General features: G+C 59.2%; 24 protein-coding genes. 10 read left to right on the forward strand and 14 right to left on the reverse strand.

What is annotated here, in order from left to right:
• Positions 1 to 233: 233 nt before the first annotated feature.
• Positions 234 to 1,433: a tyrosine--tRNA ligase gene (gene tyrS, locus AC1Q8Q_RS08045; RefSeq protein ID WP_168759024.1), complete on the reverse strand. Its 1,200-nt coding sequence runs from the start codon at positions 1,431 to 1,433 to the stop codon at positions 234 to 236.
• A 213-nt stretch (positions 1,434 to 1,646) separates the two neighbouring features.
• On the opposite strand from tyrS, the gene AC1Q8Q_RS08050 reads away from it, so the two are divergent.
• Positions 1,647 to 3,083 (forward strand): peptidoglycan DD-metalloendopeptidase family protein, encoded by a 1,437-nt coding sequence (locus AC1Q8Q_RS08050; RefSeq protein WP_033038769.1) that lies wholly within the window; start codon positions 1,647 to 1,649, stop codon positions 3,081 to 3,083.
• Positions 3,084 to 3,086: 3 nt separating this feature from the next.
• Positions 3,087 to 4,178: an anhydro-N-acetylmuramic acid kinase gene (locus AC1Q8Q_RS08055; RefSeq protein ID WP_033038772.1), complete on the forward strand. Its 1,092-nt coding sequence runs from the start codon at positions 3,087 to 3,089 to the stop codon at positions 4,176 to 4,178.
• Positions 4,179 to 4,249: 71 nt separating this feature from the next.
• Here the strand turns inward: AC1Q8Q_RS08055 and erpA are convergent, their stop codons facing one another.
• Complete coding sequence (erpA, locus tag AC1Q8Q_RS08060; protein WP_492614955.1) at positions 4,250 to 4,600, reverse strand: iron-sulfur cluster insertion protein ErpA; 351 nt, start codon at positions 4,598 to 4,600, stop codon at positions 4,250 to 4,252.
• A gap of 168 nt (positions 4,601 to 4,768) precedes the next feature.
• Positions 4,769 to 5,803: an N-acetyl-gamma-glutamyl-phosphate reductase gene (argC, locus tag AC1Q8Q_RS08065; RefSeq protein WP_020798783.1), complete on the reverse strand. Its 1,035-nt coding sequence runs from the start codon at positions 5,801 to 5,803 to the stop codon at positions 4,769 to 4,771.
• A gap of 135 nt (positions 5,804 to 5,938) precedes the next feature.
• Between argC and hemJ the strand changes: the two genes are divergently transcribed.
• The 6 genes from hemJ (at position 5,939) to coq7 (ending at position 10,457) form a co-directional block, all read left to right on the forward strand.
• A complete protein-coding gene (gene hemJ / locus AC1Q8Q_RS08070; protein WP_020798784.1) occupies positions 5,939 to 6,367 on the forward strand; it encodes a protoporphyrinogen oxidase HemJ in 429 nt (142 codons plus the stop codon).
• A 33-nt stretch (positions 6,368 to 6,400) separates the two neighbouring features.
• Positions 6,401 to 7,369, forward strand: coding sequence for an NAD(P)H-dependent flavin oxidoreductase (locus AC1Q8Q_RS08075; RefSeq protein ID WP_083349807.1), 969 nt, complete (start codon positions 6,401 to 6,403; stop codon positions 7,367 to 7,369).
• A 62-nt stretch (positions 7,370 to 7,431) separates the two neighbouring features.
• Positions 7,432 to 8,379, forward strand: a complete 948-nt coding sequence (locus tag AC1Q8Q_RS08080) for a DUF805 domain-containing protein (protein ID WP_492614956.1) — start codon at positions 7,432 to 7,434, stop codon at positions 8,377 to 8,379.
• A 61-nt stretch (positions 8,380 to 8,440) separates the two neighbouring features.
• Complete coding sequence (locus AC1Q8Q_RS08085) at positions 8,441 to 9,229, forward strand: SDR family NAD(P)-dependent oxidoreductase (protein ID WP_033038784.1); 789 nt, start codon at positions 8,441 to 8,443, stop codon at positions 9,227 to 9,229.
• A 71-nt stretch (positions 9,230 to 9,300) separates the two neighbouring features.
• Positions 9,301 to 9,639, forward strand: a complete 339-nt coding sequence (locus tag AC1Q8Q_RS08090) for a histidine triad nucleotide-binding protein (RefSeq protein ID WP_007986008.1) — start codon at positions 9,301 to 9,303, stop codon at positions 9,637 to 9,639.
• 170 nt (positions 9,640 to 9,809) lie between these two features.
• Positions 9,810 to 10,457 (forward strand): 2-polyprenyl-3-methyl-6-methoxy-1,4-benzoquinone monooxygenase, encoded by a 648-nt coding sequence (coq7, locus tag AC1Q8Q_RS08095; protein WP_008061601.1) that lies wholly within the window; start codon positions 9,810 to 9,812, stop codon positions 10,455 to 10,457.
• A 63-nt stretch (positions 10,458 to 10,520) separates the two neighbouring features.
• Here coq7 and AC1Q8Q_RS08100 read toward each other — a convergent pair whose 3' ends face one another.
• The gene (locus AC1Q8Q_RS08100; protein ID WP_008061600.1) at positions 10,521 to 10,943 is read right to left on the reverse strand and encodes an OsmC family protein; all 423 of its coding nucleotides are present in this window, start codon (positions 10,941 to 10,943) and stop codon (positions 10,521 to 10,523) included.
• A gap of 228 nt (positions 10,944 to 11,171) precedes the next feature.
• Between AC1Q8Q_RS08100 and crp the strand changes: the two genes are divergently transcribed.
• Complete coding sequence (gene crp, locus AC1Q8Q_RS08105) at positions 11,172 to 11,816, forward strand: cAMP-activated global transcriptional regulator CRP (RefSeq protein ID WP_020798789.1); 645 nt, start codon at positions 11,172 to 11,174, stop codon at positions 11,814 to 11,816.
• A gap of 10 nt (positions 11,817 to 11,826) precedes the next feature.
• Here the strand turns inward: crp and AC1Q8Q_RS08110 are convergent, their stop codons facing one another.
• The 4 genes from AC1Q8Q_RS08110 to AC1Q8Q_RS08125 form a co-directional block, all read right to left on the reverse strand.
• Positions 11,827 to 12,528: a lipoate--protein ligase family protein gene (locus tag AC1Q8Q_RS08110; RefSeq protein ID WP_020798790.1), complete on the reverse strand. Its 702-nt coding sequence runs from the start codon at positions 12,526 to 12,528 to the stop codon at positions 11,827 to 11,829.
• A gap of 124 nt (positions 12,529 to 12,652) precedes the next feature.
• Positions 12,653 to 13,489 (reverse strand): indole-3-glycerol phosphate synthase TrpC, encoded by an 837-nt coding sequence (trpC, locus tag AC1Q8Q_RS08115; protein WP_020798791.1) that lies wholly within the window; start codon positions 13,487 to 13,489, stop codon positions 12,653 to 12,655.
• Positions 13,486 to 14,535: an anthranilate phosphoribosyltransferase gene (gene trpD, locus AC1Q8Q_RS08120; protein ID WP_020798792.1), complete on the reverse strand. Its 1,050-nt coding sequence runs from the start codon at positions 14,533 to 14,535 to the stop codon at positions 13,486 to 13,488. The genes trpC and trpD overlap by 4 nt, the downstream gene beginning before the upstream one ends.
• Positions 14,536 to 14,544: 9 nt before the next feature.
• Positions 14,545 to 15,138: an aminodeoxychorismate/anthranilate synthase component II gene (locus AC1Q8Q_RS08125; protein WP_020798793.1), complete on the reverse strand. Its 594-nt coding sequence runs from the start codon at positions 15,136 to 15,138 to the stop codon at positions 14,545 to 14,547.
• A gap of 406 nt (positions 15,139 to 15,544) precedes the next feature.
• On the opposite strand from AC1Q8Q_RS08125, the gene estP reads away from it, so the two are divergent.
• A complete protein-coding gene (gene estP, locus AC1Q8Q_RS08130) occupies positions 15,545 to 17,452 on the forward strand; it encodes an esterase EstP (protein ID WP_083349808.1) in 1,908 nt (635 codons plus the stop codon).
• Between the two features lie 178 nt (positions 17,453 to 17,630).
• On the opposite strand, the gene trpE is transcribed toward estP, so the two are convergent.
• The 6 genes from trpE to AC1Q8Q_RS08160 all read right to left on the reverse strand — a co-directional run bounded on the left by trpE (position 17,631) and on the right by AC1Q8Q_RS08160 (position 24,206).
• Positions 17,631 to 19,112 carry an anthranilate synthase component I gene (gene trpE / locus AC1Q8Q_RS08135; protein WP_492614957.1) on the reverse strand — a complete coding sequence of 494 codons (1,482 nt, stop codon included), beginning with the start codon at positions 19,110 to 19,112 and terminating at the stop codon, positions 17,631 to 17,633.
• Between the two features lie 69 nt (positions 19,113 to 19,181).
• Positions 19,182 to 20,000: a phosphoglycolate phosphatase gene (locus AC1Q8Q_RS08140; RefSeq protein ID WP_033044298.1), complete on the reverse strand. Its 819-nt coding sequence runs from the start codon at positions 19,998 to 20,000 to the stop codon at positions 19,182 to 19,184.
• The gene (gene rpe, locus AC1Q8Q_RS08145; RefSeq protein ID WP_033044299.1) at positions 19,997 to 20,671 is read right to left on the reverse strand and encodes a ribulose-phosphate 3-epimerase; all 675 of its coding nucleotides are present in this window, start codon (positions 20,669 to 20,671) and stop codon (positions 19,997 to 19,999) included. Before rpe ends, AC1Q8Q_RS08140 begins: the two co-directional genes overlap by 4 nt.
• 80 nt (positions 20,672 to 20,751) lie before the next feature.
• Positions 20,752 to 21,900, reverse strand: a complete 1,149-nt coding sequence (locus AC1Q8Q_RS08150) for an iron-containing alcohol dehydrogenase (protein ID WP_151143548.1) — start codon at positions 21,898 to 21,900, stop codon at positions 20,752 to 20,754.
• Between the two features lie 221 nt (positions 21,901 to 22,121).
• Complete coding sequence (locus AC1Q8Q_RS08155) at positions 22,122 to 22,946, reverse strand: ABC transporter permease (RefSeq protein WP_008061581.1); 825 nt, start codon at positions 22,944 to 22,946, stop codon at positions 22,122 to 22,124.
• Positions 22,947 to 22,958: 12 nt separating this feature from the next.
• On the reverse strand, positions 22,959 to 24,206 hold the full coding sequence (locus tag AC1Q8Q_RS08160) for an ABC transporter permease (protein WP_033045294.1): 1,248 nt from the start codon (positions 24,204 to 24,206) through the stop codon (positions 22,959 to 22,961).
• Between the last annotated feature and the right edge of the window lie 50 nt (positions 24,207 to 24,256).

Below are 24,256 nucleotides of genomic sequence, written 5' to 3' on the forward strand. Positions count from 1 at the left end.
ACTTCAACCACTTGCGCTTCAGATCTCTCATCAGCGGGAGGCGAATTCTACAGCGTTACACGCTGTTGTCAACACCTCTTTTTCAACTTCCTTGGCGCTTCGATGAACTGAAGCAACCTGCTGCCGAAAACTGCGTAACTCATTGTTTACCAAGGAGTTTTCCGTTTCGACTGCGCCGGAAGTGGGGCGAATTATAGGCCCCTGAAATCCGTCGTCAACCCTTTGTTACAGGTTTATTCAGATTTGAGCGTAATACGCGCAAATGCCTTCTTGCCGGCCTGGCAAACGTGGGTCGCTCCCAGTACGTATATAAAGGAGCGATCGACCACCTCGCCATCGATACGCACACCACCGGAACCGAGCAGATCACGCGCCACAGCCGAGTTCTTCACCAGGCCAGCCTTATTAAGGACGGCGGCGATCGGCATATCTTCGGCTGCAGTCAATTCGATTTCAGGCAGATCGTCCGGCAGCTCGCCATCCTTCATACGATTACCTGCCGCACGATGAGCGTTGGCCGCAGCCTCCTCACCATGGAAGCGGGCAACGATCTCTTCAGCCAGCTTGATCTTGATGTCACGCGGGTTGGCACCCGCCTCGACATCGGAACGGAAGGCATTGATCTCATCCATGGAACGGAAGCTGAGCAGCTCGAAGTAACGCCACATCAACGCATCCGGAATGGAGACCAGCTTGCTGTACATCACTCCCGGCGCCTCCTGGATACCGACATAGTTGCCCAGGGACTTGGACATCTTCTTCACGCCATCCAGACCTTCAAGCAGGGGCATGGTCAGAATGCACTGGGCTTCCTGGCCGTAACCACGCTGCAACTCACGCCCCATCAACAGGTTGAACTTCTGATCGGTGCCGCCGAGCTCAACATCCGCGCGCAACGCGACCGAGTCGTAACCCTGGACCAGCGGATAAAGGAACTCATGGATGGCGATCGGCTGATTGGTCGTGTAGCGCTTGTCGAAGTCATCGCGCTCGAGCATGCGAGCCACGGTGTACTGCGAAGTCAGGCGGATGAAGTCGGCGGGACCCATCTGATCCATCCAGGTGGAGTTGAATGCCACTTCAGTCCTGGCCGGATCGAGAATCTTGAACACCTGGGACTTGTAGGTCTCGGCATTTTCGAGAACCTGCTCACGAGTCAGCGGAGGACGCGTTGCACTCTTGCCGCTCGGATCGCCAATCATCCCGGTGAAGTCGCCAATCAGGAAGATCACCTGGTGACCCAACTCCTGGAACTGGCGCAGCTTATTGATAAGCACGGTGTGGCCCAGGTGCAAGTCCGGGGCGGTCGGATCGAAGCCGGCCTTGATACGTAGCGGTTGGCCACGCTTGAGTTTTTCGATCAGCTCGGACTCGACCAACAGTTCTTCCGCACCACGTTTAATCAGCGCTAGCTGCTCTTCAACCGACTTCATAACAGACCCGCAAGGCTCGAATTCAAAGGGGACCAACCATACAAGATCGCGCGTCAAATACAAAGTTCGGCCGGCACAATGACGCCAATCCGCTGACAGAGCGTCCACGGACTTGCTTCAGGGATGATTTGGTTATATTTTATACAGTTATTTCATCTTCATCATGTCATTCATCTTTTCCAATTCATCTTTTTCAAAGTCAAAACACTACTTATGACCAAAGAATCGTCTAAAGCGCCACCGCTTTACCCGAAAACCCACCTGCTCGCAGCCAGTGGCATCGCCGCCCTGCTGAGCCTGGCGCTTCTGGTATTTCCTTCCAGTGATGTAGAAGCCAAAAAGACAACCCTGAGCCTTGAACTGGAAAGCCCTGCCGAACAACTGACACAAGAACAAGACGCTGCCCACGCCGTCCAAGCCACAAATGAGCCGGTCGAGTCTCCTTTTGCACAGATCGAAGACAGCCCCCAGGAGCCGCAGGAAACTGCTCAAGCGGCTCCCGCTCCTGCAGCGGTACCTGCACCGGTTGCAGAAGAAAAGAAGGCGCCAAGTCACAGGGAAGTGATCGTCAGCAAAGGCGATACGCTCTCCACGCTGTTCGCAAAAGTCGGCCTTCCAGCCACTTCAGTGCATGACTTGCTGGCCAGCGACAAACAGGCCAAGCAGTTCAGTCAGCTCAAGCATGGGCAGAAACTCGAATTCGAACTGGGTCCGGACGGCCAGCTGACCAGCCTGCATAGCAAGGTCAGCGACCTCGAAACCATCACCCTGACCAAGAACGACAAGGGTTACAGCTTCAACCGCACGACCGCCAAGCCCACCGTGCGTTCCGCCTACGTACATGGCGTGATCAACAGCTCGTTGTCACAGTCCGCTGCGCGTGCAGGCCTGTCGCATAGCCTGACCATGGACATGGCCAGCGTGTTTGGCTACGACGTCGACTTTGCCCAGGATATTCGCCAGGGCGACCAGTTCGACGTGATCTATGAACAGAAAGTGGTCAACGGCAAAGCGGTCGGCAACGGTCCGATCCTGTCCGCACGCTTCACCAACCGCGGCAAGACCTACACCGCCGTGCGCTATACCGACAAGCAAGGCAACAGCAGCTATTACACGGCTGATGGCAACAGCATGCGCAAGGCATTCATCCGCACCCCGGTGGATTTCGCCCGCATCAGCTCGAAATTCTCCATGGGCCGCAAACACCCGATCCTGAATAAGATCCGCGCCCACAAAGGCGTGGACTACGCGGCACCGCGTGGTACGCCAATCAAGGCGGCTGGTGATGGTAAAGTACTACTGGCAGGTCGCCGCGGCGGTTACGGCAACACGGTCATTCTGCAGCACGGCAATACCTACCGCACGCTGTACGGCCACATGCAAGGCTTCGCCAAAGGCGTCAAGACCGGAGGAACAGTCAAGCAAGGCCAGGTCATCGGCTACATCGGTACTACCGGCCTTTCCACTGGCCCGCATTTGCATTACGAATTCCAGGTCAATGGCGTACACGTCGATCCGCTGGGCCAGAAAGTAGCGATGGCCGATCCGATTTCCAAAGCTGAACGCGCACGCTTCCTGGCGCAGAGCCAACCACTGATGGCCCGCATGGACCAGGAAAGAGCCACCCAGCTAGCTTCGGCCAAGCGCTAGGCCATGGCGCTCTATATAGGTGTGATGTCCGGGACCAGCCTTGATGGCCTGGACATAGCGCTGATCGAGCAAGCCCCGGCGATCAGGCTGATTGCCACCCACTACATCCCGATGCCCGACTCACTGCGCGCCGAGCTGCTTGGCTTGTGCGCCAGCGGTCCGGACGAGATCGCCCGCTCCGCCATTGCCCAACAGAACTGGGTGAAACTGGCAGCGCAGGGTGTTAACGCCCTCCTTGCCCAGCAGCACCTCAAGCCTGACGACATTCGCGCGATTGGCAGTCACGGCCAGACCATTCGCCATGAACCCGCACGCGGCTTCACGGTGCAAATCGGTAATCCGGCCCTGCTGACCGAGCTGACCGGCATCACGGTGGTCAGTGATTTCCGCAGCCGCGACGTTGCCGCTGGCGGGCAAGGCGCACCGCTGGTTCCAGCCTTTCACGAAGCACTTTTTGAAGAGCAGCCTGGCAACCGCGCCGTGCTGAACGTGGGTGGTTTCAGCAACCTCAGCCTGATTGAACCCGGCAAGCCTGTCGCAGGTTTCGACTGCGGCCCGGGAAACGTGTTGCTGGACGCCTGGATTCAGCAACGGCGCGGGGACAACTTTGACCGTGATGGCCAATGGGCTGCCAGCGGCAAAGTCGAACCAGTACTGTTGAAGGCACTGCTCAGCGACCCCTTCTTTGTAACAAAGGGTCCGAAGAGTACCGGCCGCGAAGTCTTCAACCTGCCATGGCTGACCCGGCATCTGGCAGCGCTGCCAGCCTTCGCGGCCGAGGACGTCCAGGCAACGCTGCTGGAACTGACGGCATTGACCATCGTCGAATCGCTGCGCAGTGCCCAGGCCGATACTCAGGAGCTGCTGGTCTGCGGTGGGGGCGCGCACAATGCTGCACTCATGAAGCGCCTGGCCAGCCTGCTACCAGATGCGACCGTCAGCAGCACCGCCACTCACGGCGTAGACCCTGACTGGGTCGAAGCCATGGCTTTCGCCTGGTTGGCTCACTGCTGCCTGGAAGGTATCGCGGCCAATCGCCCGAGCGTCACCGGTGCCCGTGGGCTGCGCGTACTTGGCGCCATCTACCCTGCATAGTTAAATGCCGGACAGCAAAACGCCGCAGGGCCCTGAGGCCATGCGGCGTTTTGATGATTCAGATGCGCTGATCAGATCGAGAACGAAGAGCCACAGCCACAGGTGGTGGTAGCGTTCGGGTTCTTGATGACGAAACGCGAGCCTTCCAGACCTTCCTGATAATCCACCTCGGCTCCTGCCAGGTACTGGAAGCTCATCGGATCGACAACCAGACTCACACCTTCGCGCTCAACGATGGTGTCGTCATTGGCCACTTCCTCATCAAAAGTGAAGCCGTACTGAAAACCTGAACAACCGCCGCCCGTAACGAATACGCGCAGCTTCAAGCGATCATTCCCCTCTTCATCGACCAGGCTCTTCACCTTGTGCGCGGCACCGTGGGTGAATTGCAAAGCCGTGGGGGTGAAGGATTCGACGCTCATGCTGACTATCTCCCGGCGTTAAGCCGTCATATTGCGTGATGACGCGCATTATCCGCTTCTCCTAGAAAAGCGGTCAACTATTGTTATGGTATATCAAGCAACCCAGTCGCTCGGCCGGAAATGCAAAAAGGCCCGTTCAACGGGCCTTTTGCTGAGTGCAATATAGCCTTACGGCAACATGCCCGCGTGGGACAAGCCCAGACGTTCGTCCAGCCCGAACAGGATGTTCATGTTCTGCACGGCCTGACCCGACGCGCCTTTGACCAGGTTGTCGATCACCGACAGCACGACCACCAGATCGCCGTCCTGAGGGCGGTGCACGGCAATACGGCACACGTTGGCGCCTCGCACGCTGCGGGTTTCCGGATGGCTGCCGGCAGGCATGACATCGACGAACGGTTCGTTCGCATAACGTTTTTCAAACAGCGCCTGCAGGTCCACCGAGCGATCCACGACGGTCGCGTAGAGCGTGGAGTGGATGCCACGGATCATCGGGGTCAGGTGCGGCACGAAGGTCAGGCCAACGTCCTTGCCCGCCGCACGACGCAAACCCTGGCGAATTTCCGGCAGGTGGCGATGCCCTTTGACTGCGTAAGCCTTCATGCTTTCCGATGTCTCGGAGTACAGCGAACCCACAGCAGCACCACGACCGGCACCGCTGACGCCGGACTTGCAGTCGGCGATCAGGCGCGAAGCATCGGCCAGGCCCGCTTCGAGCAATGGCAGGAAACCCAACTGCGTAGCGGTCGGATAGCAACCCGGCACAGCGATCAGGCGCGCCTTCTTGATCTGCTCGCGATTGACTTCCGGCAGGCCATAGACCGCTTCATCCAACAGTTCAGGAGCACCGTGTGGCTGGCCGTACCATTTCGCCCACTCATCAGCGTCTTGCAGACGGAAGTCCGCAGACAGGTCGATGACCTTGGTGCCGGCTGCCAGCAATTCACCCGCCAGGGCATGCGCTACGCCGTGAGGGGTGGCAAAGAACACCACGTCGCAAGCGCCCAGGGTCTTGATGTCCGGGACACTGAACGCCAGGCCGTCGTAGTGGCCTCGCAGGTTCGGGTACATGTCGGCCACGGCCAGGCCGGCCTCGGATCGGGAAGTGATCACCACCACTTCAGCTTGCGGATGTTGTGCCAACAGACGCAACAGTTCGACACCGGTGTAACCCGTGCCGCCGACGATACCGACCTTGACCATAAACCTGCCCTCAACGAACCCACTGGAAAGCCGTCGATAATAGGGCCCGTATCGTCCTGCGACAACCGGCAACGTGACGTGCGGGACCGCAAGCCTCTACTATCCGGACTACCGTGAACCTGGGAATAACCAAAAATGCTTTATCTGTGGCTCAAAGCTTTCCACATCATCAGCGTCGTGTGCTGGTTTGCCGGCCTGTTCTACCTGCCGCGCCTGTTCGTCTACCACGCCCAAAGCGAAGACACCATCAGCAAGGAGCGCTTCAGCATCATGGAGCGCAAGTTGTACCGGGGCATCATGGGACCGGCGATGATCGCCACGCTGATCTTCGGTGGCTGGCTCATCTACCTCAATCCAGGCATCTTCAGCCAGGGTGGCTGGATACACGCCAAACTGACCTTGGTCGTGTTGCTGATCGGCTACCACCATATGTGCGGCGCGCAGGTAAAGCGCTTTGCCCGTGGCGAAAATACCCGCAGCCATGTCTTTTATCGCTGGTTCAATGAAGTGCCGGTTCTGATATTGCTGGCGATCGTAATTCTGGTCGTCGTTCGGCCGTTCTAAATCCAATAGTTATCACTCACCGGGGTACTTCAAATGTCGCTGCCCGCTCTGCTTGAACAACGCTTGCGCTTGCCCGTAGTGGCCGCGCCGATGTTCCTGATTTCCAACCCGCAACTGGTGCTTGCCTGCTGTCGCAACGGCGTAGTGGGCAGTTTTCCAGCGCTGAATCAACGCGAGAGCAGTGGTTTCAAGGCTTGGCTGGAGGAAATCGAGGCGCAGCTGGCGACTCTGGAAAACCCTGCGCCCTACGCGGTGAACCTGATTGTGCACAACAGCAATCCGCGCTTGCAGGCGGACCTGGATATCTGCATCGAACACGAAGTGCCGATCGTGATCACCAGCCTCGGCGCCGTTAAGGAAGTAGTCGATGCGGTCCACGGCTATGGCGGCCTGGTTTTCCATGATGTGACGACCCGTCGTCATGCCGAGAAAGCCGCCGAGGCGGGTGTGGACGGGCTGATTGCCGTCGCAGCGGGTGCCGGCGGACATGCTGGCACCTGGAGCCCGTTCTCGCTGATCGCCGAAATCCGCCAGTTTTTCGACAAGACGCTACTGCTGGCCGGGTGCCTGAACCACGGCCACGAAATTCTCGCAGCACAATTGCTCGGTGCGGACCTGGCCTACTTCGGCACACGATTTATCGGTACCACTGAAAGTCACGCGCCTGACGCCTACAAAGAGATGCTGCTGACGTCCAGAGCCGCCGATATCATCCATACTCCAGCAGTGTCGGGGGTACCGGCAAGCTTCATGCGCCAAAGCCTGGAGGCCGCCGGATTCGACACGGCAGCGCTGCAAAACAAGGGAGAGGTCAATTTCGGCTCCAAACTCAAACCCATCAGCGATGAAGCCAAAGCCTGGAAAACTGTGTGGTCCGCGGGCCAGGGCGTCGGTGAAATCGATGACTTGCCAAGCGTCGAACAATTGATCGCACGTCTCGACGCCGAGTACCGCAAGGCACAGGAGCAAGCAGAGCAACTGCGCCAACACTGGCCGCGCTGAGCAACCACTCAAGCAGCGGCTGGCCATTCGTATCGATGACTTGCGACAAGGACGCCTGGGCAATGAGCGAAAACCATTACAAGATCGTGTTTGACGGCACTTTGTTGCCGGGGGTTGATATCAACACGGCTAAACTCAATCTCGCTGCGCTGTTCAAGAGCGACGTCAGCGCCATCGAGCGCCTGTTCAATGGTCGACCGATAGCATTAAAGAGCGACCTGTCACAGGCTGATGCACAGGCCTATCTTCAAGCCCTGAGGAATACGGGTGTCGATGCCCGGATCGAGGCGCAACCTACGATCGAGCTAGACCTGGCCGATGTTCACGATCCTGTCTCTGCAGCGCAGCCGCAGTCCCCGTATTCGCCACCACAGGCAAGCCTTGGCGAAAGACAGCCGGAATTCGCCGCACTCAAACCCTTCGCCGTCGAAGGTCGCATCGGGCGCCTGCGTTTTCTGGCGTGGACGATGGTGCTGAGCCTGGTGACCCTTCCCGTTGTCGGCGTGTTTGCGCTCATCGGCCTGGGCCTGGTCAGTGGCGACTCCACCACCGGACTGATCATCGGCGGCATCTTCGCCTTCTTCCTGTTCTTGGCGTTCGTGGTGATCAGTGTTCTGTTCACCATTCAGCGTTTGCACGATATAGGCTGGTCGGGCTGGCTCTGGCTCCTGAACCTGGTTCCGTTCGTAGGCAGTTTCTTCCCGCTGGTGATCATGGTCATGCCAGGCAACATCGGCGCGAACCGCTATGGCCCGCCTCCCCCGCCCAACAGCACGGCGGTCAAGGTTTTGTGCGCGTTGTGGATTGTGTTTATCGGGTTATTTACCGTCGGTGCAATGGTGGGTGGAATCTCGGCAATCCAGCAAGAGTATGAAGACACCCTCGAAAGCAGCTACCAAAGCAGCTCGATGAGCACTGACGAAATCGATGTCGAAGTCGAACCGCAAGCAAATTCGCCAGCCGAGGCAGCCGAAGAAGCCCCGCCCCCTGTAGACTCTGCGAAAGAATGAACAGCGCTCCCCGCCCGTGACACCTGCGTCGCGGCGCGGAGCTGTTGCGATGGAGAATGGCATGACCCGTTACGCTCTGATCACTGGCGCTTCCAGCGGCATCGGCCTGGCGATGGCTGAAGCGCTGGCCCGGCGCGGCCGCAGCCTGATTCTGGTGGCTCGACAGCGTGATCAGCTGGAAAGCATTGCGATTGAACTGACCCAACGTTTTGGCGTGGAAGTGTTGTTCCGTGCCTGCGATCTGGGCGAGCCACTGCGCCTGTCGGGCTTCCTGCTGGAACTGGAGGAAGGTGACCGGCAAATCGACCTGCTGGTCAACTGCGCCGGCATTGGCACTTGCGGCCCGTTCCTGGCTCAAGACTGGATGACCGAACAGGATTTGATTGAAGTGAACATTCTGGCACTCACTCGCCTGTGCCATGCCATCGGTAACAGCATGGCGTTACAGGGTGGCGGTCAAATTCTGAACGTCGCTTCGGTCGCGGCGTTCCAGCCCGGGCCGTGGATGAGCACTTACTACGCGAGCAAGGCCTATGTACTGCACTTTTCCGAAGCCCTGCGCGTCGAGCTGAAAAAATGCGCGGTCAAGGTCTCGGTGCTCTGCCCCGGCCCGACTCGCACGGCGTTTTTCCGCACCGCGCAACTGAACGACGACAAACTGTCCAACAGTAAAATGCTGATGAGTCCGGAGGAAGTCGCGCTCTATACCGTGCGAGCCCTGGAGAAAAATCGCGCAATCATTATTCCGGGGCGACGCAACCGCTGGTTCGCCACCCTGCCCCGGTTCGGCTCGCGCTGGCTGATCAGGACGATCACCGGCATGGTCATCAAGGCTCACTGCCCGCGCTGAAGGTAAAACACTGGGCGGGTACACCCGGCATGGGTACACTCGGGCCAGCCCAAACAACGGAGAAAACAGCTGTGGATACTCTGTTCACCAAGATCATCAACCGGGAAATCCCGGCGAAGATCATTTACGAGGACGACCAGGTACTGGCCTTCCACGATATCGCCCCGCAGGCACCGGTGCACTTCCTGGTGGTCCCGAAGAAGCCGGTACGTACCCTGAACGACCTGACCGAGGACGACAAGGCCCTGGCTGGACACATCCTGTTCACCGCCCAGCGCCTGGCCCTGGAACTGGGTTGCGAAAAAGGTTTCCGAGTTGTCATGAACTGCAATGAAGAAGGTGGGCAGACTGTCTATCACATTCATATGCATGTACTGGGACAGCGTCAGATGCACTGGCCGCCGGGCTGATTCAATACACACTCCCGTAGGAGCCAGGCTTGCCGGCGATGACGTCATTGAGATCGCCATCGCCGGCAAGCCTGGGTCCTACAAGGCGAGCCTGCGTCGAAATGACCCAACGCAAACCTTCCCCGGCCGATTGGGTTAAACTGGCCGCCGAGATTCCTCCGGAGGTCAGCATGACTACCCAACGTCACTACTCGCCAATTGATCGCCTTCTGCTGCAAGCCGATGCCGCGATGCGGACCCTGCTGCCCTTCAGCGGCCAGCCCTACCGTCCGTCGCCGGCCATTGTACAGCCCGATGCGAAATTGAGCGATGAAGACACTCGCCACGTTGCCGGGCTGATGCGCATCAACCATACCGGTGAAGTCTGCGCCCAAGCGCTGTACCAAGGGCAGGCCCTGACTGCCAAGCTGCCGCAAGTGCGCATCGCGATGGAGCACGCCGCCGAAGAAGAAGTCGACCATTTGGCGTGGTGTGAGCAACGCATCCATCAATTGGGTAGCCACACCAGCATTCTCAATCCGCTGTTTTATGGAATGTCATTTGGGATAGGCGCTGTTGCAGGCCTGATCAGCGACAAAGTCAGCCTGGGTTTTGTCGCAGCGACAGAAGATCAGGTGTGCAAGCACTTGAATGAACACCTGGAGCAACTGCCGGCCGAGGATGAAAAATCCCGGGCGATTCTCGAGCAGATGCGCATCGATGAAGAACAGCATGCCGAAAGCGCACTGGAGGCTGGCGGCTTTCGCTTTCCGGCACCGGTAAAGTTCGGGATGAGCTTGATGGCCAAGGTCATGACCAAGAGTACTTATCGGATCTGACCGGCTACACCGGAAACAAAAAAGGCGACGGCCCTGAGGCAGTCGCCTTTTTTTGATCTCGATTCAACCCAGCTCGATGATCTCGTAGTCGTGGGTGATCTCTACACCTGCCGCACCGAGCATGATCGAAGCCGAGCAATACTTTTCAGCGGACAGTTCGATAGCCCGCTTGACCTGCGCTTCCTTCAGGCCACGCCCCTTGACCACAAAATGCATGTGGATCTTGGTGAAAACCTTCGGATCTTCAGTCGCACGCTCAGCTTCAAGGAACGCCTCGCAGCTCTCGACCGCCTGACGGGACTTCTTGAGGATGCTGACCACATCGAAATTGCTGCAACCGCCGACACCCAGCAGGAGCATTTCCATCGGCCGGACACCCAGGTTACGGCCGCCGGCATCGGGCGGACCGTCCATGACCACGACATGACCGCTGCCGGATTCGCCGAGGAACATGGCTTCGCCAGCCCATTGGATGCGTGCCTTCATCGCCAAGACTCCACTGTCTAAAAAAGGGTCGCCAGCTTAGCACAGGCCCCTTGGTTGACAGTGATTGGCGTCCTAGGACATAACCATCAGCGCTGTAGGTAAAATCTCGAATATTGCAAGAAGTGTCTGGTAAGCTGGCGCCAATTCGCTGGCGCTTGGCCAGCTGAGCCGCAATGTCCGCAATTCATAAAAACCCAACACACCGTGCAGTCTTTTCGGGATACAACCATGGTTGCTATTGCCCCCACCCTCAAGATGAAAAACCTCGACAAGCTGTTGATGCATTGCCAGCGCCGTCGCTATCAGGCCAAGAGCAACATCATTTGCGCCGGTGACCGCTCGGAGACGCTGTTCTTCATCATCAAGGGTTCGGTCACCATCCTGATCGAAGACGACGACGGTCGGGAAATGATCATCGCCTACCTGAACGCCGGGGATTTTTTCGGTGAGTTGGGTCTGTTTGAGCAGGCCGGCCACGAACAGGAACGCAGTGCCTGGGTGCGGGCCAAGGTCGAATGCGAAGTGGCAGAAATCAGCTACGCGAAATTCCGCGAATTGTCTCAGCAGGATCCGGACATTCTTTACGTACTAAGCGGACAGATCGCACAACGCCTGCGCAACACCACCCGCAAGGTCGGTGACCTGGCGTTTTTCGACGTCACCGGTCGCGTCGCCCGCTGCCTGCTTGAACTGTGCAAGCAGCCAGATGCCATGACCCATCCCGATGGCATGCAGATCAAGGTGACCCGTCAGGAAATCGGACGGATCGTTGGCTGCTCCCGGGAGATGGTCGGACGTGTGCTCAAGGATCTGGAGGAGCGCAACCTGGTGGATGTCAAAGGCAAGACCATGGTGGTCTTCGGTACGCGCTGAGCACGTAAATCTAGCCGTTGAACATGTGCCCAAGCATTCGACGGTAGAGTTCATCAAGACGTTCCAGCGCATCCGGCGCGGTGAACTTCTCATGCAAGGCGATGTGGCTTTCTGCCCGCACCCGTTGCTCCAGACCGCAGGCCTCATTAAAGCGATTGACCGCCGCGACCATCGATTCGCGCTCGTTATCCAGCAACATCGCACCATGAACCAGCCCTACTGGACGCTGACCACCTTGGCTCTGGCGCCAGCGCTGGGCAGTACCAACCATCTTGCGCCCATCCAGATTGACGTTGAAGCGGCCATCACAGAAGGCACCGTCGATTTCGCCCAGGGACGAAGTGCCCCCCAGCTCATCCAGCAACTGGCAGATCGGATCACATAGACGCCGGTAGCCGGTCTCGATACGGTTCAGATCCCCTTCGCTACGCGGTGGCGCGTAAACCAGAGCGATGTTGAGGGTTGTCGCTGATTGCGGAACGGGTTCACCACCGGTATCGCGCAACAGCACCGGCCAGCCTGCAGCGGCGGAGACTTCGCAGGCGTGTTCGAAACCTGGCAAGCGATTCAAGCGGCGCGGCATTACCAATGCCTGGTCGCTGGGCTGCCAGAACAGCAGCCCAAATTCCGCGTCGCCAGCACAGACCGAGGCCAGCAGATCCTGCTCGGCCTGAAGGCCGCCTTCGATGGTCAGAGAAACAGGTGAGGTCACAAGGTACTCCGTAAGACAAAAAGTCTGTGGTGTTTCTTATGCCGCTATCGCGAGCAGGCTCGCTCCCACAGTTGATTGTGGTTACCCTCAAACCCTGTAGGAGCAAGCTTGCTCGCGATGCTTTTCAGTCGAGAGTCGAACCGCTGACAGGAATGCCGCGCTCAGGGAAGAACAGTCGTTGCAGTTCAGTGCCCGGATTTTCGGCGCGCATGAACGCCTCGCCAACCAGGAACGCGTAGACATCGCTGATTTCCATCAACTCGACATCGGCGCGATTGAGGATGCCGCTTTCAGTGATCACCAGACGATCTCGCGGGATACGCGGCAACAGGTCGAGGGTAGTTTCCAGGCTAACCTCGAAGGTGTGCAGGTTGCGGTTGTTGATGCCGACCAGCGGCGTGTCGAGGGTTTTCAAGGCCCGCTCCAGCTCATCGCCATCGTGGACTTCCACCAGCACATCAAGGTTGACGCTTTTGGCCACGGCCGCCAGCTCGGCCATTTTCACGTCGTCCAGCGCGGAGACGATCAACAGCACGCAGTCGGCGCCAAGGGCACGGGCTTCGACGATCTGGTACGGATCGATCATGAAGTCCTTGCGAATGACCGGCAGTGTGCACGCCGCGCGGGCCTGCTGCAGGTACAGGTCAGCGCCCTGGAAATAATCAATATCGGTAAGCACCGACAGACAGGTCGCGCCGCCCTTCTCGTAGCTCTTGGCAATATCGGCAGGAACGAAGTTCTCGCGGATCACGCCTTTGCTCGGCGAAGCCTTCTTGATTTCAGCAATGACTGCAGGCTCTTTCAGCTTGGCCTGAGCCAGCAAAGCCTTGGCAAAACCACGGGGTGCATCGGCCGCCTTGGCCAGACTTTCCAGCTCGGCGAGGCTGACGCGAGCGCTACGCTCGACAACTTCCTCGGCTTTGCGCGCCAGAATGTTTTCCAAAACCGTCGGTACACTCATCCCTCATTCTCCACTTTGAATACCGCGGTAAACGCACCCAGTTCCTCGAGTTTTTCCCGAGCAAGGCCGGTGTGCAGCGCATCGTGCGCCAAGGCAACGCCTTCTTTCAGGCTGCTGGCATGGTCAGCCGCGTACAGCGCGGCACCAGCATTGAGCATGATCATCTCGGCAGCTTTCTGACCGTTTTCGGTCTTTCGCTTGCCCAGGGCGTCGCGAATCAGCTCCAGGGAGGCCGCCGGGCTTTCCACCGCCAGGCCATGCAGGCTCTGGCTTTTCATGCCCAGGTCTTCCGGTTCGACCCAATATTCAGTGATCTGATCGTTTTTCAGTTCCGCGACAAAGGTCGGTGCTGCCAGGCTGAATTCGTCCAGACCATCCTTCGAATGCACCACCAGCACATGTTTGCTGCCCAAACGCTGCAACACTTCAGCAAGCGGCCGGCACAACGCCTGGGTGAATACACCCACTACCTGATGTTTCACACCGGCCGGATTCGTAAGCGGGCCAAGCATGTTGAACAGAGTGCGCAAGCCAAGCTCCTTGCGCGGGCCGGCGGCATATTTCATGGCACTGTGATGAGTCTGGGCAAACATGAAGCCGATGCCGACGTTATCGATGCAGCGCGCCACCTGGACCGGGGTCAGGTTCAGGTAGATGCCGGCTGCCTCCAGCAAATCGGCACTGCCGCTTTTACCCGAGACCGCGCGGTTGCCGTGCTTGGCCACCGTGCAACCGGCCGCCGCGACCACAAAGGATGACGCAGTCGACACGTTGAAGATGTTGGCACCGTCACCGCCAGTACCGACCACATCGACCACGCCGTCGAGGGTCTTGAGTTCGACCGTGTCTGCCAGTTCACGCATGACCGACACCGCGCCGACGATTTCGTCGATGCTTTCGCTCTTCATGCGCATGGCCATCATGAACGCGCCGATCTGCGCGTCCGTGCATTGCCCGGTCATGATTTCGCGCATCACGTCGCGCATTTCATCGGTGCTGAGGTCGAGCTGTTCGACGATACGGCCCAGGGCTGTCTTGATGTTCATGAAAGGTCCTTAGCGCGTGCCGCCGGTTTGTTTGAGGAAGTTAGCGAACAACTCGTGTCCCTGTTCGGTAAGAATCGACTCAGGGTGGAACTGCACGCCTTCGATGTTCAGGGTCTTGTGGCGCAGGCCCATGATCTCGTCGACCGAACCATCTTCCAGTTGGGTCCAGGCGGTCAGCTCGAGGCAATCAGGCAGGGTTTCGCGCTTGACGATCAATGAATGATAGCGGGTAACCGTCAGCGGCATGTTCAGGCCTTCGAAGACACCTTTGTCTTCATGGAACACCGGGCTGGTCTTGCCGTGCATGACCTGGCGCGCGCGAACCACATCGCCACCAAAGGCCTGGCCGATGGACTGATGGCCCAGGCAGACACCGAGGATCGGCAGTTTGCCGGCGAAATGCTTGATCACATCAATCGAGACGCCGGCTTCAGTTGGAGTGCAAGGACCGGGAGAAACGACGATGCGCTCAGGATTGAGGGCTTCGATTTCGGCGACGGTAAGTTCATCGTTGCGCACGACTTTGACCTGGGAGCCCAGCTCACCAAGGTATTGCACAACGTTGTAGGTAAAAGAGTCGTAGTTATCGATCATCAGCAACATGGCGTTAAGAACCTCTTGAATTCACTGACTTGATTCAGCCTTCGAATGATTTACCCGCAGCGTCCTGCACTTTGGCGGACGCTGGATTCGCGCAGCAAAGCGGTGTGTCTGACGGGTAAAGAAGGCAAAGCGGTAAAGATCCGGTCGGGCCGGCAGAAGGATTCAGGCGCGCCAACGCCAGCGGGCGTGTGCCTTGATGACTTGATCCAGGAGTTTGCTGACGATCAACACGGGGAAGGTCTCATTTATACGTCTTGGCACAGTAACTTAGCTGGGCAGAGCGTGCAATATGGGGCGATCGAAGCAAGTGAAACATTCGGCAAGTTCGCGCCGAATGGCATGAGGCTCTATAGTTTTTTGGCACTGTCGTTTACCCCACTAAAACAAGAAACAAACGGACTTGCTCATGATCAGACAGACGCTGTTTGCACCGCTTGCCGGTTGCTTGCTCGCCTTGGCTTACGCTCAGGCGATTGCGGCGCCCAATCCTTACTCCAACTTCATCGTCTTCGGTGACAGCCTCAACGATGCGGGGCAGTTTACCGACGCGGGCGGCCCTCCCGGTTCGACTCTGCGCTTCACCAACCGGGTAGGGCCGACTTATCAGGACGGCAGTGGCGAAGTCTATTCCGCCAACTCAACCCAGTTGCTCGGGGGCAGGCTTGGCTTCTCAGCGGACCAGACTGCCGCTTCGACTTCAGCCGCACGCGCCGTCCAGGGCCTGCCAGACGGTAACAACTGGGCCGTCGGCGGCTACCGCACCGACCAGATCCTCGATTCAATCACCACGTTATCCGCCACCGGCGAACGTGCACGAGCGGGCTATTTGCCGACCAACAACTTCCGCGCCGATCCGAACGCGCTGTATTACCTCTCCGGCGGCGGTAACGACTTTCTTCAGGGACGTGTGCAAAGTGGCGCCCAGGCGAATGCCGCGGCGGACCGACTGGCCAACAGCGTTCAGGTTCTGCAAACAGCCGGCGCCCGCTACATCATGGTCTGGCTGTTGCCTGACCTGGGCTTGACCCCTGCCATCAATGGCAGCCCTCTGCAGGGACCGACCTCGCAACTGAGCGCGGCCTTCAACCGGCAACTGGTCACTCGACTGGCGGGCATCGATGCCGAAATCATCCCGCTGAACATTCCACTGTTGCTGCAGGAAACCTTCGCCGATCCCGCGCGATTCGGTTTTGCCACCGGGCAGAACCTGACCGCGACTTGCTTCAGCGGCGACGGCTGCACCGAAAACGCCGCCTTTGGCATCAACAGCGCCACCCCCGACCCCAGCAAGCTGGTTTATAACGACGGGGTTCATCCGACCGAAGCCGGGCAAAAGCTGGTGTCCGACTACGCCTATTCCTTACTCGCTGCACCCTGGGAACTGACGCTGCTGCCGGAAATGGCCCACGCCACGCTACGCGCGCATCAGGATGAACTGCGCAGCCAATGGCAATCCGACTGGGAAAGCTGGCAGGCGGTCGGCCAATGGCGGGCCATTGTGGCCGGGGGCGGCCAGCACCTCGATGTGGACCATCAAAGCAGCGGCGCCGATGCCGATGGCAACGGCTACAGCTTGAACATTGGCGGCAGCTATCGCCTCAATGAAGCCTGGCGAGTAGGTGTGGCGGCAGGCTTCTATCGTCAGAATCTGGAGGCAGGCAATAACGATTCGGACTACAAGCTCAACAGCTACCTGGCCACGGCATTCGCCCAATTCCAGCAGAACCGGTGGTGGGCCGATGCCGCATTGACCGGCGGCAAGCTGGATTACGACAATCTCAAACGCAAATTTGATCTAGGCGCGGGTGAGGGTGCGGAGAAAGGCGACACCGATGGCTATCTCTGGGCATTCAGCACACGCCTGGGCTATGACATTGCGCAGCCGGGCAGTGAATGGCACCTGTCGCCGTTCATCAGTGCCGATTACGCCAAAGTGGAAGTCGACGGTTATTCGGAAAATACCAGTCGCTCCACGGCGCTGACCTTTGATGATCAGAAACGCGATTCGAAACGTCTCGGTGCCGGGCTTCAGGGTAAGTATCAGATCACCTCGCAGACCCAGGTGTTTGGCGAATATGCCTACGAGCGTGAGTATGAAGATGACGTACAGAAGGTGAACATCGCCCTCAATAGCTTGCCGTCACTCGATTTCACGCTTGCTGGCTATACACCGCAGAGCCACTTGAACCGCGTGAGCCTGGGGATCAGCCACAAGTTGACGGCCGATCTTGCGCTGCGTGGCGGGTATACGTTGCGCAAGGATGATGACTTTACCCAGCAAGGGATTTCCGTTGGGGTTGCGCTGGACTTCTGATCAAGCAAACAGCCAACATAAAAAACGCGGCGCCTTTACGGGCGCCGCGTTTTTTTTATGCTGGTGAAGCCATTGTGGGAGCGAGCCTGCTCGCGATAGCGGTGGATCAGGCTAAATCAAAGTTGGCTGTGCCGGCTCCTTCGCGAGCAGGCTCGCTCCCACATTGTTAGTGGCGAATTCAGGCGTCCGGGGTTTGTTCCGCCAGGGCCACTGCACGGAACATCGCGCGGCGTTTATTCAGGGTTTCTTCCCATTCCAGCGCCGGCACCGAGTCGGCAACGATGCCGCCACCGGCCTGCACATGCAGCTCGCCGTTCTTGATCACCGCCGTACGGATCGCAATGGCGGTGTCCATGTTGCCGTTCCAGGCGAAGTAGCCGACGGCGCCGCCGTAGACACCGCGCTTGACCGGTTCCAATTCGTCGATGATTTCCATCGCACGGATCTTCGGTGCGCCAGACAAGGTGCCCGCCGGCAGAATCGCCCGCAGTGCGTCCATCGCCGTCAGGCCGGCCTTCAGTTGGCCGGTGACGTTGGACACGATGTGCATCACGTTGGAGTAACGCTCGATGACCATTTTCTCGGTGAGTTTCACCGAACCGATTTCCGATACGCGACCCGTGTCGTTACGACCGAGGTCGATCAGCATCAGGTGCTCGGCAATTTCCTTGTCGTCCGACAGCAGGTCCTTTTCCAGTGCCACATCGGCCTCTTCGTTGGCCCCGCGTGGACGGGTGCCGGCGATCGGGCGCACGGTGATCAGATTGTCTTCGACCCGCACCAGCACTTCTGGCGAACTGCCGACGACATGGAAGTCGCCGAAGTTGAAGAAGTACATGTAAGGCGTCGGGTTGAAGCAGCGCAGCGCTCGGTAAAGATCGATGGGGGCTGCCTTGAAGTCGATCGACATACGCTGGGACGGCACGACCTGCATGCAGTCACCGGCCAGGATGTATTCCTTGATGGTGTCGACGGCTTTTTCGTAATCGTTCTGGGTGAAACTGGAACGGAACACCGGATCGGCTGACTGCTGCTTGCTGAAGTCCAGGCCACGGCGCGGGGTAATTGGCTGACGGAGTTTTTCCAGCAACTCTTCCAAGCGCGTGCGGCCTTGCTCGAAGGCGTCTTCCTGGGCCGGATCGGCCAGGACGATTGCATGCATCTTGCCGGCGAGGTTATCGAACACCACCACCGCGTCGGACACCATCAGCAGAATGTCCGGCACGCCCAACGGGTCCGGGTTCGGGCATTTGCCCAGACGCTTTTCCACATAACGCACGCAGTCATAACCGAAGTAGCCCACCAGGCCGCCGTTGAAGCGCGGCAGACCGGCAATCGTCGGCACGTTGTAACGGGCCTTGAAGGTTTCGACGAAGGCCAGTGGGTCTGCTACATCGTGGCTTTCAGTCTCGACACCGTCGATGGTCACGCTGACGTGATGGTCGTGCACCCGCAGCACAGTGCGGCACGGCAGGCCGATGATCGAGTAACGACCCCACTTCTCGCCACCCTGCACGGACTCCAGCAAATAGGAGTTGGGCTCGTCGGCCAGTTTCAGGTAGATCGATAGCGGCGTATCGAAGTCGGCCAGGGTTTCGCAAGCAAGCGGGATGCGGTTATAGCCGGCAGCGGCCAAACGCAGGAATTCTTCGCGGATCATGAGGTGCCTCGTGGCTTGAGGGTCAAACAGTCAGGTATGCAAACGCGCCGGACAACCGGCAAGGATCAGTCAGGCGCGCCAACGCCAGCGGGCCAGGGCCTTGATGACTTTCATCCAGAGTTTGCGAGTGACCACCACGATGGCGTTTCCAGAAGGGGGTTGGACAGCGTCGGCCAACGTTATCTCAGCGGCCGGGTCCAGGCAACCGCGAATTAGCTTGCGCAGGTCGTCGATCACCAACGCCGGTGACTCTTCGGCAATCGGCCGGCCGTGGTTGTAGCCGTAGCTCAAGGCCACGCACTTGACCCCCGCCGCTTTCGCCGCCTGCACATCACTGCGCGAGTCGCCGACAAACAAGGATTGCGAGGCCGGGATATTGGCCATCTTCATTACGAAAAACAGCGCAGCCGGGTCGGGTTTTTTCTGTGGCAGGGTGTCGCCGCCAATGATCCACTTGAAATATCGGCCGATTTTCATCTGATCCAGCAGCGGCGCGACGAAGCGCTCCGGCTTGTTGGTAATCAGCGCCATCTCGACGCCCTGCTTTTGCAGCCATTTAAGGGTATCGCGCACACCGGGGTAGACCACGGTCAACCCATGGCTATCGGCATACGCCTGCATGAAAATCTCCAGCGCGCTGTCAGCCTCGGCGTCATCGACCTTCGAGTGGTCGATACCGCCGGCCAGGGCACGGCGCACCAGCACCGGCGCGCCATTACCCACCCATTCACGCACCGCTTCGATACCGGCCGGTGCTCGACCGAGCTTGAGCAGCATCTTGTCCACCGCCACCGCCAGGTCCGGGACCGAGTCGACCAAGGTGCCATCCAGGTCGAACATCACCAGTCGAGGCAGGGTTCCGGGAAACAGCTGCTCAAAGCCACTCATGGGCGGGCCAGCGCCAGTTCGGAACGCATTTTTTCAATCACTTCCTGGTAGTTCGGTGCATTGAAGATCGCCGAACCAGCAACGAAGGTATCAGCACCTGCCGCAGCGATTTCACGAATGTTGTTCACGTTGACGCCACCGTCGATTTCCAGGCGAATGTCACGACCCGACGCGTCGATCAGCGCCCGCGCCTCACGCAGCTTGTCAAGGGTGCCAGGGATGAACTTTTGCCCGCCAAAGCCCGGGTTGACGCTCATCAGCAGGATCATGTCGACCTTGTCCATCACGTACTTGAGCACGTCCAGCGGCGTTGCCGGGTTGAACACCAGGCCCGACTTGCAACCGCCCTCACGGATCAGTTGCAGGGAGCGGTCGATGTGCTGGGTAGCCTCCGGGTGGAAGGTGATGTAGGTCGCGCCGGCTTCGATGAAGTCACCGACGATGCGGTCCACCGGGCTGACCATCAGGTGCGCGTCGATCGGCGCGGTCACGCCGTACTTGCGCAGCGCCGAGCAGACCATCGGGCCGATGGTCAGGTTCGGCACGTAGTGGTTGTCCATGACATCGAAGTGCACGAAGTCGGCGCCGGCGGCCAGGACGTTGTCCACTTCTTCGCCCAGGCGGGCGAAGTCGGCGGAAAGAATCGACGGAGCAATTACGAAGGGCTGCATGACGCACCTTTTCTGAGCAGAATCACGATGGCGCGCATTGTATACCTCATGCTTTGGCCCGCGCACCGAAAGCGCGATGATCAGTAGGCCGCCCGGTAGATTTTCTCGATATCGACAGCACTCAACCGGCGCGGATTGTTGCGCATCAGGCGCTCGATCCCCGCTGCCTCCACGGCCATCGCCGCAATCGCATCCTCGGGAACCCCGACACTGCGCAGGCCTTGGGGGATTTCCACCGCCGCGCACAACGCGGTCATGGCCTCTACAGCTTTGTCGGCCGCTTCATTGGCGCTCAGATGAGCCGTCCTCACCCCCATGGCTTCGGCGATATCCTGCATGCGTTCAATGCAGGCCATCTTGTTCCAGGTCATGACATGGGACAGCAGCAAGGCATTGCTCACGCCATGGGCGATATTGAAGCGCCCTCCCAAGGGATACGCCAGCGCATGCACCGCACCCACCCCGGCATTACCGAATGCCATGCCCGCCATCAGGCTCGCGGTGGCCATGTCTTCACGGGCCTGCAGGTTGGACGGGTTGGCGTAGGCCTTGGGCAGCGCCTTGGCGATCAGTTTTATGGCGCCGATGGCCAGGGCGTCGGTAATCGGCGAGGCATTGACCGACAGATAGGATTCGATGGCATGCACCAGCGCATCGACGCCGCTGGCCGCCGTGACCCCGCGCGGACAAGTCAGCGTCATCTGCGGGCTTACCAATGCCACGTCCGGCAACAAGTAATCGCTGACGATGCCTTTCTTCAACTGCGCGACCTTGTCGGAAAGGATCGCCACGTTGGTGACTTCCGAACCGGTGCCGGCCGTGGTGGGGATGGCGATCAGTGGCGGGCCTTTGCGTGGCACCTGGTCAACCCCGAACAAATCTTCGAGGGCGCCGTGGTAACCGGCGTAGGCCGCCACGCTTTTAGCGATGTCGATGGCACTCCCACCGCCCAGGCCAATCAAGCCGTCATGCCCCCCATCGCGATAAACGCGCATGCAGTCTTCGACGATGGCGATTTCCGGGTCCGGCAACACCCGGTCAAAAATCTCATAAGTGCGCCCCCCAAGCTGGGCCAGCGCCAGCTCTACCGTGCCGGACTTGACCAAGGCAGCGTCGGTGACGATCAGCGGGTGGTCGATGTCCAGGCGCATCAGCTCGACGGACAACTGCTCGATGGCCGCTGCGCCGGTGATCAGTTTGTGGGCGATCTTGAAGGAGGAAAGACTCATGTGCGCAGCCTCTTATGGATGTGGGAGCTGGGCACAAGAGTAGCTGGGGTTTGAGGGTTGGCTGATATTCAGGTAGTGAATGAACCATGCTCGCGAATCAGCACAAAAACAACGGTGGGAGCGAGCCTGCTCGCGAAGACGGCTGAGTGCTCGACATTTGAGTCGACTGACACTCCGCTTTCGCGAGCAGGCTCGCTCCCACAGTGGATCGGTGTGAAGTTTTAGACCTGCGCAGTACGCAGTTTCTCGCTGCGCCCACGCAGCCACTCCAGGGTCAGGAGCAGGATCACCGAGAAGGCGATCAGCAGCGTCGCGGCGGCGGCGATGGTCGGGCTGAGGTTTTCGCGGATGCCGCTGAACATCTGCCGTGGCAAAGTCGCTTGCTCGGGGCCGGCGAGGAACAGCGTCACCACCACCTCATCGAAGGAAGTGGCGAAGGCAAACAAAGCACCGGAAATCACCCCGGGCGCAATCAACGGCAAAGTCACCCGACGGAACGCCGTCAGCGGCGAAGCGCCGAGGCTGGCCGCCGCGCGCACCAGGTTCTGGTTAAACCCTTGCAAAGTCGCCGACACGGTGATGATCACGAACGGCACGCCCAACACCGCATGCACCACAATCAGCGAAAAGAAGCTGTTGCCCAGGCCCAACGGCGCAAAGAACAGATAGCTGGCCACACCAATGATCACCACGGGCACCACCATCGGCGAAATGACCAGCGCCATCACCAGCGGTTTACCGGGGAAGTCGCCACGGGTCAGGCCGATGGCCGCCAGCGTACCGAACACCATGGCCAGCACCGTAGCGGCCGGCGCGACGATGATGCTGTTCTTCAGGGCGCGCATCCATTCCGCCGAGGCGAAAAAGTCGTGATACCACTGCAGCGAGAAGCCTTGCAGCGGGTACACCAGGAAACTGCCGGAGTTGAACGACAGCGGGATGATCACCAGCACCGGCAGGATCAGGAACAACAGAATCAAGCCGCAGAGAATCCGCAAGCTGTAGAACCACACCCGCTCGATGGGCGACATATAAGGACTCAGCATTTCATTCTCCCCTTAGCTCAGGCGCAGGCGACTGGCGCCCACCAGCCAGCTGTAAATCAGATAAAGCACCACGGTCGCCAGGAGCAACAGGCCACCGAGTGCGGTCGCCATGCCCCAGTTGATGCTGGTGTTGGTGTAGAAGGCGACGAAGTAGCTGACCATCTGATCGTTCGGGCTGCCCAGCAACGCCGGGGTGATGTAGTAGCCGATGGCGAGGATGAACACCAACAGGCAACCGGCGCCGACACCGGCATAGGTTTGCGGGAAGTACACCCGCCAGAAGCTGGCGAATGGATGGCACCCCAGGGAAATCGCCGCACGCATGTAGGTCGGCGAGATGCCTTTCATCACGCTGTAGATCGGCAGGATCATGAACGGCAGCAGGATGTGCACCATCGAGATGTAGACACCGACGCGGTTGAACACCAGCTCCAGCGGCTTATCAATGATGCCCATGGCCATCAGGCCGCTGTTGATCAAGCCACCCGATTGCAGCAATACGATCCACGCGGCAACCCGAACCAGGATCGAGGTCCAGAACGGTAGCAGCACCAGAATCATCAGCAGGTTGCTCTGGCGCGATGGCAGGTTCGCCAACAGGTAAGCCAGGGGATACGCGAGTACCAGGCAGATCACGGTGATGATCAGGCCCATCCAGAAAGTTCGGGCAAAGATGTCGAGGTAGATCGCCTGGTCCGGGGTGGCCGGGGCGATTTCGCCGAGGTCGTCGATGCGGTGATCGACCGCGGCCAGCAGATAGTACGGCGTAATGTTGCTGGTATTGCGGCGTACGGCTTGCCAGTAGGCCGGGTCACCCCAGCGCTCGTCGAGACCTTCCAGCGCTTCTTTATAAGAGGCCGGTTCAGCGGCGAACGGCAAGGCGCGGGCGGTTTTGGTCAGCAGGCTACGATAGCCGGCCAACTCCATGTTCAAGCGCTTGGACAAATCGCCCAGGGTCTGATTCTTGCGCGCTTCGGCGAGGTCTTCGCTGGCCGCCTTGTAGACCGGTTCGGCAGGCAGGCCTCGGCCGTCCCAACTGGCGATGGCCGCCACGGTGCGCGGCATGCCACCGACCACTTCCGGGTTACCCACGCTTTTGTAGAGCAGCGCCACGATTGGCACCAGGAACACCAGCAACAGGAACAGCACCAGCGGCGCGATCAACGCCTGGGCCTTCCAGCGGTTGACCCGCTCGGCGTGCTTGAGCCGCTGCTTCAAGGTGGGGTCAGTGCCCGCGTTCACGGGAACGGCGATAGCCATGGCGTACTCCGGAAATCTTTGGATGGGCGGCATCAAACAGCGCGATGCCG

This window comes from Pseudomonas sp. GW823-FHT06B06, assembly GCF_058795195.1.